This is a genomic window from Pseudomonas helvetica (assembly GCF_039908645.1).
Classification (GTDB): Bacteria; Pseudomonadota; Gammaproteobacteria; order Pseudomonadales; family Pseudomonadaceae; genus Aquipseudomonas; species Aquipseudomonas helvetica.
Genome location: NZ_CP150917.1, coordinates 4,993,809 through 5,006,221, shown reverse-complemented (window position 1 = coordinate 5,006,221; position 12,413 = coordinate 4,993,809). Strand labels below are relative to the sequence as shown.

11 protein-coding genes are annotated in these 12,413 nt (G+C 61.2%); 6 read left to right on the top strand and 5 right to left on the bottom strand.

Features of this window, described 5'->3' with window-relative positions; genetic code table 11:
* Positions 1-53: 53 nt before the first annotated feature.
* Positions 54-902: an ATPase gene (locus AABM55_RS23210; protein WP_347927876.1), complete on the top strand. Its 849-nt coding sequence runs from the start codon at positions 54-56 to the stop codon at positions 900-902.
* Between the two features lie 130 nt (positions 903-1,032).
* On the opposite strand, the gene AABM55_RS23205 is transcribed toward AABM55_RS23210, so the two are convergent.
* Together AABM55_RS23205 and pobA are read right to left on the bottom strand one after the other, a co-directional pair.
* The gene (locus tag AABM55_RS23205) at positions 1,033-2,550 is read right to left on the bottom strand and encodes an MDR family MFS transporter (protein ID WP_347927875.1); all 1,518 of its coding nucleotides are present in this window, start codon (positions 2,548-2,550) and stop codon (positions 1,033-1,035) included.
* 79 nt (positions 2,551-2,629) lie between these two features.
* On the bottom strand, positions 2,630-3,823 hold the full coding sequence (gene pobA, locus AABM55_RS23200; RefSeq protein ID WP_347927874.1) for a 4-hydroxybenzoate 3-monooxygenase: 1,194 nt from the start codon (positions 3,821-3,823) through the stop codon (positions 2,630-2,632).
* A 177-nt stretch (positions 3,824-4,000) separates the two neighbouring features.
* Between pobA and AABM55_RS23195 the strand changes: the two genes are divergently transcribed.
* Positions 4,001-4,897, top strand: a complete 897-nt coding sequence (locus AABM55_RS23195) for a helix-turn-helix domain-containing protein (RefSeq protein ID WP_054593765.1) — start codon at positions 4,001-4,003, stop codon at positions 4,895-4,897.
* Positions 4,898-4,906: 9 nt separating this feature from the next.
* Here the strand turns inward: AABM55_RS23195 and AABM55_RS23190 are convergent, their stop codons facing one another.
* Positions 4,907-5,080: a hypothetical protein gene (locus tag AABM55_RS23190; protein WP_173859945.1), complete on the bottom strand. Its 174-nt coding sequence runs from the start codon at positions 5,078-5,080 to the stop codon at positions 4,907-4,909.
* A 274-nt stretch (positions 5,081-5,354) separates the two neighbouring features.
* Entirely contained in the window at positions 5,355-6,260 is a 906-nt protein-coding gene (locus AABM55_RS23185; RefSeq protein WP_347927873.1) for a LysR family transcriptional regulator, read from the bottom strand.
* 115 nt (positions 6,261-6,375) lie between these two features.
* Here AABM55_RS23185 and AABM55_RS23180 point away from each other — a divergent pair, with 115 nt between their 5' ends.
* Together AABM55_RS23180 and AABM55_RS23175 are read left to right on the top strand one after the other, a co-directional pair.
* Complete coding sequence (locus AABM55_RS23180; protein ID WP_347927872.1) at positions 6,376-7,260, top strand: MBL fold metallo-hydrolase; 885 nt, start codon at positions 6,376-6,378, stop codon at positions 7,258-7,260.
* A gap of 155 nt (positions 7,261-7,415) precedes the next feature.
* On the top strand, positions 7,416-8,030 hold the full coding sequence (locus AABM55_RS23175; protein ID WP_347927871.1) for an NAD(P)-dependent oxidoreductase: 615 nt from the start codon (positions 7,416-7,418) through the stop codon (positions 8,028-8,030).
* A gap of 72 nt (positions 8,031-8,102) precedes the next feature.
* On the opposite strand, the gene AABM55_RS23170 is transcribed toward AABM55_RS23175, so the two are convergent.
* Positions 8,103-8,984 carry a LysR substrate-binding domain-containing protein gene (locus AABM55_RS23170; protein WP_347927870.1) on the bottom strand — a complete coding sequence of 294 codons (882 nt, stop codon included), beginning with the start codon at positions 8,982-8,984 and terminating at the stop codon, positions 8,103-8,105.
* A gap of 159 nt (positions 8,985-9,143) precedes the next feature.
* Here AABM55_RS23170 and AABM55_RS23165 point away from each other — a divergent pair, with 159 nt between their 5' ends.
* Positions 9,144-10,781, top strand: coding sequence for a 5-guanidino-2-oxopentanoate decarboxylase (locus AABM55_RS23165; RefSeq protein ID WP_347927869.1), 1,638 nt, complete (start codon positions 9,144-9,146; stop codon positions 10,779-10,781).
* Positions 10,778-12,226 carry an aldehyde dehydrogenase family protein gene (locus tag AABM55_RS23160; RefSeq protein ID WP_347927868.1) on the top strand — a complete coding sequence of 483 codons (1,449 nt, stop codon included), beginning with the start codon at positions 10,778-10,780 and terminating at the stop codon, positions 12,224-12,226. The genes AABM55_RS23165 and AABM55_RS23160 overlap by 4 nt, the downstream gene beginning before the upstream one ends.
* Positions 12,227-12,413 lie beyond the last annotated feature (187 nt).

Below are 12,413 nucleotides of genomic sequence, written 5' to 3'. Positions count from 1 at the left end.
AGGGTTTATACTCGTCGCATTTAGCCATCACTGTGGTTCAGAAAGGTTGCCTCATGTCCATGCGTAACGATGCCAACGACGACTTCGACGATGTACCGAGCCTGCGTGCCGACCCTCACGATGCCGACGATTTTCCAACCGCCGCCGCTGCCCGTGAACACTCCGGCGTACATGCGCGAAGCGCGAGCCGGGGCAAAGTAAAAGTCCCGAGCACCGGCCCGTTGTGGGCCTTGGTCGGGGCGTTGCTGTTCGCTTTTGCCGGCCTTGCCTGGTGGAGCTTTCAGCAGATCTCGCTGATGGAGCAGCAACTGGTCGCGACCCAGGAAAGTTTTGCCCGCATCAGCGAGGAAGCCGCCGGGCGCTTGCAGGATATTTCCGGCAAAGTGGTCGCCAGTCAGTCGAACGTCACCAGCGACAGCGAAGCGCTGAAACTGAAAATCAAGCAACTTGAAACCAAACTGGTGGAGCAGAACCAACAGCAGCAAGGCGTAGTCGGCCAAGCGTCGGACCTGGACAAGCGGCTGGCACAGATCGCTGCGCAAAGCGTTGAGCAACATGCCGTCAACGCTCAATTGCAAACCGACCTGAAAGCCCTGAGCGCTGATGTGGCGACCCTGAAAAATACCCCGAGCGACACCAGCAAGTTCGATGCCCAGCTGAAAAGCCTGGGTGCCGAAATCGCCGCCTTGAAGAAACAAGGCAACCCGAGCGCGGCGATCGAGCGCCTGGAGCAAGAATTGGTAGTGATCAAAAGCCAGCAGGACAGCCGCCCGGCCACGGCTCAAGGCAGCAATGCGAAAGTCGCCGAGTTCGACGCCTTCCGTGGCCAGGTCACACGCAACATCACCACCTTGCAGAGCCAGATTCAGAACCTGCAGCAGCAGCTCAACGCTCGACCTTGATGCGGGGCGAAATCCTTGTGGGAGCGTGGCTTGCCCGCGATGACTGACTGTCAGACGATTAGATGTCGCCTGACCTATCGTAATCGCGGGCAAGCCACGCTCCCACAGGTTTTGCGCTGTCTATCAGTAGTCAGCGAACCTTGTCTTCCCGCCCGCGCAACACCTTGTTCGGCATCGCAATCGCCGCCGCCAGCCCCAGCAACGACACCGCTGCGCTGACCATCAGCAAATGCTGGAAGGTCAGCAGCAGCTCGGCGCGCAAGGCGTTTTGAGTCTCGCCCGGTGCGGCGTTCAGGCCATCGAGCAAAACGTTTCCGGAACTGCCTTCGGCGATCAGCGACGAGCCGGTCAAATGGGCGAAACTCGAATCCTGCAACAGCGCCAGCAACAAGGCCGACATCAATGCCACGCCGACCGCGCCACCAAGTGAGCGAAACAGGTTGGTGGTGCTGGTGGCGACGCCGATGTCGCGTTGCTCCACCGAGTTTTGCGTGCCGACCAATGAGGTCGGGAACTGCATGCCGGCGGCAATGCCACTGAGCAACATGAAGGCGCTGCTGATGAGCATCGCTTGCGGCGGGCTGAACGCCATGCCGAGAATTGCGATCGGGGTGAGCAGGGCGCCTGTCAGGATCATCGGTTTGTAACGACCGGTCACCGAGGTCCGGCGACCGGCGAAGTAGGCGCCCATCGGCAACCCCATCGCCAACGGCAACAAGTGCAGCGCCGCGCTGTCGGCTCCGGCCCCGGTGACACTCTGGAAACGCAGCGGCATCAGCACGATCAGCGAAATCGCCTGGAAACTGGTGAAGAAAATCGTGCACCAGCAGAGGAGCGCATTGCGGTTGGCGAACAGGTGCATCGGCAGCAACGGCTCGCGCGCCCGCCGCTCATGCCAGGCGAACAGCGTCAGGGTCAGCAGCGCACACGCCAGCAACCCGAGCACTTCGCTGCTGCGCCACGAATGCCCTTGGCCAACCTGAGTGATACCCAGCAGCAACGCGGTCAGGCCGATGATCATCAGCAGCGTGCCCAAATAGTCGATGACCGGCTTGCGCTGTGGCACCGGCAAACCCATCAGCGTGCGGTTGGCCACCAGCCAGGCGCCGATGCCCAGCGGCAGGTTGATCAGAAACACCCAGCGCCACGACAGGTACTCGGTCATGTAACCGCCGAGCACCGGCCCGGCCACGCTGGCCACTGCGTACATGCTGCTGAAATAGCCCTGATAACGCCCGCGTTCGCGGGGCGGCACAATGTCGCCGATGATCGCCTGGCTGACCGAAATCATTCCGCCGGCGCCGATGCCCTGAAAAATCCTGGCGAGGACCAACTGCTCCATGCTCTGGGCCATGCCGCAAAACACCGAGGCCAGCGTGAACAACCCCATGCCGAACAGCATCAGCCGCCGACGGCCGTAAAGGTCGCCGAGCTTGCCGTAGATCGGCACTGCCACGGTCATCGCCACCATGTAGCCTGCGATGACCCAGGCCAACAGGCTGAAATCCTTGAACTGGGCTGAAATGGCCGGCATCGAGACGGCGACGATGGTTTGATCCAGCGCCCCGAGAAAGATCGCCAGCATCAGGGAGACCAACACGCTGCGGATGGCCGGTTTGGTGGAGTCAGGCTGGTTCAGATTGGTCACGGGTCAAACCTGCGGGCGGTGATTAACCCGCAAGAGGCAAGGCGAGCGGGGATGCTCGCCAGTGTAAGTCGATAGCAGGCTATTCGATAGCCTCGTACGGAAGCCCGACGTAATTTTCTGCAATGGTTTTGCGACCGGCTTCGGAGTCGACGAAGTACTCGAGCTCCGACTCGCTGATGCGCTGGCTGAAGGCATCGCTGCCTTCGAAGGTGTGCAGCATCGAGGTCATCCACCAGGAAAACCGTTCGGCCTTCCAGACTCTCCGCAGGCAGATTTCCGAGTACTTCTCCAGCAGCTCGGTGCGGCCGTCGCGGTAGACCTTGAGCAGAATGTTGAACAAGGTGCTGACGTCGCTGGCGGCCAGGTTCAGGCCTTTGGCGCCGGTGGGCGGGACGATATGGGCCGCGTCGCCGACCAGGAACATCCGCCCGTACTGCATGGGCTCGACCACAAAACTGCGCAGCGGCGCGATGCTTTTTTCAATCGACGGACCGGTGACCAGCGTGTCGGCAAGCGCCTGCGGCAGGCGCGATTTCAGCTCTTCCCAAAAGCGCTGATCGGACCAGTCCTCGACCTTTTCGTCAGCGGGCACCTGAACGTAATAGCGGGTACGTGTGGTCGACCGCATGCTGCACAACGCGAAGCCGCGAGCATGGCGGGCGTACACCAGTTCATCGTGGACCGGCGGGGTGTCGGCGAGTATACCGAGCCAGCCGAACGGGTAGACCCGTTCGAATATGTTCAGCGTGTCGGCGGGAATCGATTGCCGTGCGACACCATGAAAGCCGTCGCAACCGGCAATGTAGTCGCAGTCCAGGCGCCAGGTTTCACCGTCCTTTTCAAAGGTCAGGAACGGCTCGGCGGATTTCATCCCGTGAGGTATTACGTTGCTGGCTTCGTAGAGGGTCGATGCCCCCGCCGACTGACGGGCGGCCATGAGGTCGCGGGTGACTTCGGTCTGACCGTAGATCATCACGGTTTTGCCGCCGGTCAACGCGTGTAGATCGATGTGCACCTGGCGTCCATCGAGGGCCAGCTGGAAGCCGCCATGCACCAGACCTTCAGCGTCCATGCGCTGGCTGACGCCGGCCTGGCGCAACAGCTCGACCATGCCTTGCTCCAGGACCCCGGCGCGGATTCGCCCCAGTACATAGTCGGGTGTCTGGCGTTCGACAATGACCGTGGCAATGCCGGCGTTGTGCAGCAACTGGCCGAGCAGCAGGCCAGAGGGGCCGGCACCGATAATCGCGACTTGGGTTTTGAGGGTTTTCATTATTGTTAGGGCTCGCAAGCTTCACGCGGACAAAGTCGGTGAATGGTTTTTATGAATCGAGTGCTTGCATTTTTCGCTTGTGAGTCGGTCAATTGAAGGTGAAAACTGCGCTGAAACCTGTACATTTCGCCAATCGGGGCGATTACCGCCCGTTACGCTGAGGCCTGGACTGAAGTGATGAACAAGCCTGCCCTTCCTTCGATTCCCGTATTCAAACTCTATGGCGAGAGCCTGGACTGGCCGACCCCTGACTTGTTGCATTGCGAAACCATTTCCAAACGCAGCCGTGAACATCAATGGGAAATCAAACCCCATCGGCATGCCGATTTATGTCAGTTACTGTTTGTGTACAAAGGTCAGGCAGAGCTGGAGATCGAGGGGCAGCGCACGCAACTGAGCGAAGCCGCGATCCAGATCCTGCCACCGCTGTCGGTGCACGGCTTTCGTTTTTCCGAAGATGTAGAGGGATTTGTGGTGACACTGGCCGCGCCGCTGGTGGCTCATCTTCAAGCGCAGCTGGGCAGTTCGGTGAATGCCCTGGCAGTGGCGGAGAGTTACGCGGCAGGAAGCGATGCGGACTACCTCAACAGCCTGTTTACAGCCTTGCAGAATGAATACGTCGGGCACCAGCCTGCACGCGAAATGCTCATGCATTCGCTGGTCAGCGTGATCATGGTGTGGGTCAGCCGCCAGGTGATCCAGCGCCGCGCCGCCAGTCAGCGACCACAGCGTGCACGCGAATACCTCAACGGGTTTATTCAACTGGTGGAAGAGAATTATCGCCAGCACGTGAAGGTCGAGGATCTGGCACACCGGCTGGGAATTTCCGTGTCCCACCTCAACGGCACCTGCCGTGAGCTGGCGGGACAACCGGCATTGCAGATCATGCACGAGCGCCAGTTGCTGGAGGCCAAGCGACTGCTGACCTACACCAGCATGACCATCTACGAGATGTCGGATGTGTTGGGGTTCTCCGACCCGACCAATTTCACCCGGCTGTTTCGACGCCGCGTGGGGATCTCGCCGAAGGCGTTTCGGGATCGCTTGAAGGCTGATCAGGATAGCGAGGGCTAAGCGCCCTCGTTACTTGAGGTTCAGGGTCGCGGTGTGTGGAATGCACCGTTCAAAGTTGCAGCTGGCGTACTCACGTGGCAGCTGCCGGGCCTGTTCAACGCGATAGGCGGCGGTGCCATACAACGCCAGCGCGGCGGTGCAGGTGATAAAGATCGCGAGATACCTTCTGGTTTTAACGCTCATGGCGCTGACCTCTGAACCGATACCTCTTATTTTTTAAGGGGTACTGATATCAGCATAGGTCAGCGGTGGTGAGTTGCCATAAACCCCGCCCACACCACTTACTCAGTATCAGCAGCGAAACCATTGTGGCGAGGGGGCTTGCCCCCGTTGGCTTGCGAAGCAAGCCCAAATCCTGCAATCGAGATCTATCAGATAGAACTCGCTTGCAAGTTTTACGACTGCTTCGCAGCCGAACGGGGGCAAGCCCCCTCGCCACAAAGTATGTGTTCTGCCTTTAAAGCCCCACATCCCACGCAGGTTCTTCGGGAAACCTCGACACCAGAAAATCCAGCATGCTGCGCAGCGCTGCGGGCATGTGTTTGCGTGAGGCGTACACCGCGTACATGTTCATCTGTCGTGGTTCGGCGTGTGGCAGCAGGCGCACCAGTTCGCCGCTGTGGATATGCACGCCGGCCTGGTAGCTGGGCAGCATCGCCACGCCGGCACCGGCCATTGCTGCGCGCAACAGCGTGCTGGCTTCGTTGGCGCTGATGTTGCCCTGCACCGGCACCGAAACCTGCTCGCCGTCCTGTTCGAAATGCCAGAGGCTTTTGCCGAAGTAGGAGTGGGTCAGGCAATTGTGCTGGCTCAACTCCTCGACCCGTTGCGGCGTCGGGTGTTCGCGCAGGTAGGCGGGGGAGGCGCAGATCACCGAACGGCAGACGGTCAGCTTTCGGGCAATCAGGTTCGGGTCCAGGTCGTTGCTGGTGCGGATCGCGAGGTCTATGCGCTCGTCCACCAGGTTCACCGTGCGGTCGAGCATTTGCAGGTCGATGCTGACCCCGGGAAAGCGTTTGACGTATGCCGCCATGGCGTCCGCCAGTTGTGCCTGACCGAACGAGGTGCTGACGCTGATCCGCAGCAAGCCGCGTGGCGCATCGTCCGGCTCGCTGACGGCGGCCTGCATGTCGCTCGACAGATCGAGCATCTGCCGGCAACGCGGCAGGATCTCGGTGCCGGCGGCGGTCAGGCTGAGTTTGCGCGTGGTGCGGTGCATCAAGCGCGCCCCGACCCAGTCCTCCAGTTCGGCCAGATAGCGCGACACCACCGGGCGCGACAGGTCCAGGTGATCGGCCGCGGCTGACTGGCTGCCGAGGTCGACGACGGTGACGAACACCCGCATTGCTTGGAGACGATCCATGATTTGCCCGCTTTCAGAAACAAACTATGTTCAAGCATCGCATTTTTTGTAGCGAGTCAGGCAACTAAGCTCTGTCCCATCGCCAAACACGGCTTATGCACAACGGAGCAGCACCATGATCGGCTTCACTTCTTTCAAGCGTCTTTTACTCGCCACCGCCACCCTGGGTTTTGCCGCTCATGCGGCAGCCGCCACGCCGGCACTGACTCTGGACGTCTACAACCCGGGCGCCGCTGCGATTTTCCCGGTGACCTCGGTACTGGTCAGCGGCGAGAAAGAAGCGATTCTGGTGGACGCGCAATTCGGCAAATCCCAGGCCGAGCAGGTGGTGGAAAAAATCCGCGCCAGCGGCAAGCAACTGACCACCATCTACATCAGCCACGGTGACCCGGATTACTACTTCGGCCTGGACACGATCACCGCTGCGTTCCCAAAAGCCAAAGTGCTCGCCTCGCAGCCGACGGTTGATCACATCAAGGCCACCGTTGAAGGCAAAGTAGCGTTCTGGGGACCGAAACTGGGTGCCGATGCACCGGCAAAAACCATCGTGCCGGGTGTGCTCAAGGGCCACAGCCTGACTCTGGAAGGCAAGAAGCTCGACATCATTGGCCTGGACGGCAAGCAACCGGACCGGAGCTTTGTCTGGATCCCGTCGATCAAAGCCGCGGTCGGTGGTGTGGTCGTCGCGGAAAACATCCACGTGTGGATGGCCGATACTCAAAGCGCGCAGTCCCATGCCGATTGGTTGACTACGCTGAAGACCATCGACAGCCTGAAACCGAACACCATCGTTCCAGGTCATTACCTGGGTGACAGCGCACGTTCGCTGGCCGCTGTGCACTTCACCGCCGACTACATCAAGGCGTTCGACACTGAAACTGCCAAGGCCAAAGATTCGGCCGAGCTGATCGCCGCGATGAAAAAGCGTTACCCGAACCTCGGCGAAGAAAGCTCGCTTGAGCTGAGCGCCAAAGTCGCCAAAGGCGAGATGAAGTGGTAAATCGCTTCACCCCTTGTGGCGAGGGAGCTTGCTCCCGCTCGAGGGCGCAGCACTCGTAAAATCTGCAATGAGTACGAAGCTTTAGGGCTGCTACGCAGCCCAGCGCGAGCAAGCTCGCTCGCCACAGGTCAACCTAATCAACTGGAGCACTGTTCATGAGTAAGATCGCAATCATTGGCGCCACCGGTCGTGCCGGTAGCCAACTGCTGGAAGAAGCCCTGCGTCGCGGTCACAGCGTCATCGCCATCGCCCGCGACACCTTGAAAATCAGCCCGCGTGCCGGTGTTGTCAGCAAAAATGTCGACGTTGCCGATAGCGCAGCGCTGCAAGCGGCGGTCGCAGGTGCTGATGTGGTGATCAGCGCGGCACACTTTTCGACGATCCCGGCCAGCGCGATTATCGAGCCGGTCAAAAAGGCCGGCGTGAAGCGTCTGCTGGTGGTCGGTGGTGCCGGTTCCCTGTTGGTGCCGGATGGCAGCAAAGTCATCGAATCCCCGAACTTCCCTGAAGAGTACAAGGCCGAGGCGACTGCCGGTGGCATCTACCTCGACACCTTGCGCCAGGAAAAGGATCTGGACTGGACCTTCCTTTCACCGTCGGCGCTGTTCGTCGAAGGCGAGCGTACCGGCACCTTCCGTGTGGGCAAGGACCATCTGCTGGTGAGCGCCGAAGGCAAGAGCTGGATCACCTTCGCCGACTACGCGATTGCGATGCTCGATGAAGTCGAGAAGCCAGCGCATAGCCGCCAGCGGTTTACCGTGGGCTACTAATCCAAAGGACACCACGCGCTCCCTGTAGCAGCTGGCGCAGCCTGCTACAGGGGGAAGTGTTTGGGGGCAGATTCAGCGCGCCTGCGCCTGCACCACCAGCCATTCCATCAGTTCACGCAACTGCGGCGACGGTCCCGGTTTCTGCGGGAATACCAGGTAATACCCGAGCCCCGTTTTCACCTTCAAATCAAAGGGCATGACCAGCCGTCCGGCACTCAGGTCATCGCCGATCAACGACCAATCCCCAATCGCCACCCCCGTTCCTTGAGACGCCACGGACATCGCCAGGTCCAGGGTTTCGAAATGCTGACTCTTGCCGAGTGTGTTGAGGTTGACGTCCGCCGCTTTCAGCCAGGCCTTCCAGTCCCGCTGATCGCGCGTTGGGTGCAGCAGCAAATGTTGACTCAGGTCTGACGGGCTGTGCAGCGGCACCGGGCCGTCGAGCAGAGGCTGCGAACAGACCGGCGTCAGTTGCTCGTCAAACAGGTGCAGCGACGCCAGTGAACTGTCCGGCGGTGCGCCATACATGACCGCAGCGTCAAACTGCTCGCGATGAAAATCCACGCCATGTTGCACCGTGGTGGTCAGTTCCACCGGCACGTCCGGGCGTTCTTTTTGCCATTGCAGCAAACGCGGCAGCAACCAACGCATGACACAGGTCGGGGCCTTGAGCTGCAAGGTTTCGCGGTGTGCGCCCACCTGTTCCACCGCCTCATCGATCAAACCGAACACCTGCTGGATCCGTGGCAGCCACTCGAGCCCCTCGGCCGTCAGGCTCAAACCGCGTGCCTGGCGATGAAACAGCGTGTAGCCCAAATGCTCTTCCAGCCCGGCGATCTGCCGGCTCACCGCGCCCTGGGTGATGTGCAGTTGCTCGGCTGCCCGGGTGAAATTGCAGCACTGGGCCGTGATCAGGAACGTGTGCAACGCGGGAAGGGGGGGAAGTCGTTTCATAGAACGCCAAGGCATGAGGTGAGGACATGGCGAGTATGACTTTTTATCGATTGTTGCGGCTACCCGCTGACCGTTCCAATAACGCCATGACTGAGCACCGCGGCGCGCCATCCAATGCCGCGCGGGGCCAGCGTCTCAACGAACAAGAAGGGTAAAGATATGGCGACGTGCGGCGAAGTATTGGTCAAGTTACTCGAAGGTTACGGGGTCGAGCAGGTGTTCGGCATTCCCGGCGTGCATACCGTTGAGCTGTATCGCGGGCTGGCCCGTTCGAGCATCAACCACGTTACTCCGCGTCACGAGCAGGGTGCCGGCTTCATGGCTGACGGTTATGCACGCACCAGCGGCAAACCGGGTGTGTGCTTCATCATCACCGGCCCCGGCATGACCAACGTCACCACGGCGATGGGCCAGGCCTACGCCGATTCGATCCCGATGCTGGTGATTTCCAGCGTGCAATCGCGCAGCCAGTTGGGCGGCGGACGCGGCAAGCTGCACGAGCTGCCGAACCAGGGCGCACTGGTGGCCGGCGTTGCTGCGTTCTCCCACACGCTGATGTCCGCTGCCGAATTGCCGGGCGTGCTGGCCCGAGCCTTCGCCTTGTTCCAGGCCGGTCGGCCGCGTCCGGTGCACATCGAAATTCCGCTCGACGTGCTGGTCGAAGACGCCGATGCCTTGCTCGCCAGCCAACCGGTGAGCATCACTCGCGCCGGTGCAGCGCCGTCGGCCGTGGCGCAGATGAGCGAACTGCTGGCCAACGCCAAACGCCCGTTGATCCTCGCCGGTGGCGGTTCGATCGATGCAGCGGCCGAGTTGACCCGACTCGCTGAATTGCTCGATGCACCGGTGGCGCTGACCATCAATGCCAAAGGCTTGCTGCCGTCGGCTCACCCATTACTGATCGGTTCGACGCAAACGCTGGTGGCCACCCGCGCCCTGGTGGCTGACGCCGATGTGGTACTGGCAATCGGTACTGAACTGGCCGAGACCGACTACGACGTGACCTTTGCCGGTGGCTTTGAAATTCCAGGCACCTTGCTGCGGGTCGACATCGATCCAGACCAGACCGTGCGCAACTACCCGCCGAAGGTGGCGCTGGTCTCCGATGCACAAAGCGCGGCCCAGGCCTTGCTCGATGGCCTGGCCAAACATTCTCTGGCCGAACGTTGCAGCGACTGGGGCCAGGCTCGCGCCGCCAGCTTGCGTGCCGAACTTGAAACCATCTGGGACGCGCCAACCCGTGCCCAGACGCAGTTCCTGCACACCGTGCTGGATGAGTTGCCGGAAGCGGTATTCGTCGGCGACTCGACCCAACCGGTGTACACCGGCAACCTGACGTTCAACCCGGAACGCCCGCGTCGCTGGTTCAACTCGTCGACCGGTTACGGCACCCTCGGCTATGCCTTGCCGGCGGCCATTGGCGCGTGGCTCGGCGGTGGTCAGGAACGCAACAGTCGTCCACCGGTGGTGTGCCTGATTGGCGACGGCGGCCTGCAATTCACCTTGCCGGAACTGGCCAGCGCGGTGGAAGCACGCACCCCGGTCATCGTCCTGCTGTGGAATAACCAGGGCTACGAAGAGATCAAGAAATACATGGTCAACCGCGACATCGAACCGGTTGGCGTGGACATCTACACCCCGGATTTCATCGCCGTGGCCAAAGGCCTGGGTTGTGCGGCACACGCCGTCAGCGGCGTTGAAGAACTGCGCGCGGCACTGCGTGCAGCCACTGATCGCCAGGGCCCGACCCTGATCGAAATCGATCAGACCCAGTGGATGAAGGCGGTGTCGGCATGAGCTTTCCAATCATCCAGGACGGTTTGTATATCGATGGCCAATGGTCGGCTGGCGACGAGCACTTGCGGGTCATCAATCCGGCGACCGAAGCGCTGTTGACCACCGTCAAGGGAGGCGATCAGCGCGCAGTTGATCAAGCGGTCACAGCGGCCAGTGCGGCGTTTGTGCAGTGGTCGAAAACCACCGGTGCCGAGCGTGGCGCGGTGTTGCGCAAGATCGCCAATGGAGTGCAGGCCCGCCGTGAACGCTTGATGTATTTGCAGTCGAGCAACAACGGCAAGCCACAGTTCGAAGCGGGCATCGACGTCGATGACGTGATCGCCACGTTCGAGTATTACGCGGGTCTCGCTGAAGCGCTGGACGCCGGCCAGGACCGCGTTGTGGAACTGCCGAGCGAAGACTTCGCCGCCCGCGTGCGCCGTGAAGCGTGCGGTGTGGTCGGGTTGATCGTGCCGTGGAACTTCCCGATGGTCACCACTGCCTGGAAGCTCGCGCCAGCCTTGGCGGCGGGTTGCTGCGTGGTGCTCAAGCCTTCGGAAGTCACGCCGCTGCCGGAGCTGGAACTGGCGGCGATCATCGCCGAGAGCGGCTTGCCCAACGGTGTGTTCAACCTGGTCTGCGGTACCGGGCTGGCGGTCGGTGCGCCGCTGTCGGCCGATCCGCGGGTGGCAAAAATTTCCTTCACCGGCAGCAACGCGGTCGGCGTTCAGGTCATGCAGCGTGCGGCGGAAACCGTCAAGGGCGTGAGCCTGGAACTGGGTGGCAAATCCTCGCTGTTGGTGCTGGCGGATGCCGATCTCGAGCTGGCCGTGGAGCTGGCCAGTGGTGGTGGTTTCTTCAACGCCGGGCAGATGTGTTCGGCCACCAGCCGGGTGTTGGTCGCCGATGAACTGGCGGACGAATTCCTGCTGCGGCTGACGGCGCGTGCCAATGCGATTCGCGTGGCTGACCCGTTTGACCCCGAGGTTGAAATGGGTGCGCTGGTCAATCAGGCGCAATACCAGCGCGTGCTGGGCCACATTGATCGCGGCTTGAGCGCGGGTGCGCGGTTGGTCTGTGGCGGTGACCGGCCTGCCGATCTGCCGCATGGCTATTTTTTGCGGCCGACCATTTTCACTGAAGTGCCCCTCGACAGTGCGTTGTGGTGTGAAGAGATTTTTGGCCCGGTGCTCTGTGTGCGCAGTTTTGCCACGGAGCAAGAGGCGATCGAGCTGGCCAACGACAGCCAGTTTGGTCTGGTGGCCAGCGTGGTCAGCGCTGATCCGCTGACCGCCGAACGGGTCGCCAACGCCTTGCAGGCCGGGTTGGTATGGATCAACGCGCCGCAGGTGATCTTCCCGCAGACGGCCTGGGGCGGCTACAAGCAGAGCAGCATCGGCCGCGAGTTGGGGCCGTGGGGCTTGCAGGCGTTTCAAGAAATAAAGCACGTGATTCGCGCCGTCTGACGGCACGAAAACGGCCCACGCATGCCTCGTAACGAGGCATGCGCCAGGGACATGGCACCAATGATTTTTTTTCGATTGTTGCGCGTTTTGCGTGACCTCAGGATGAACCCGCAGACCTCGCTACAACCCTTGTAACACGGGGGGTTGCAGCGGATCGAAGAGCGCGGGCGCAAGGGATGCTCCTAAC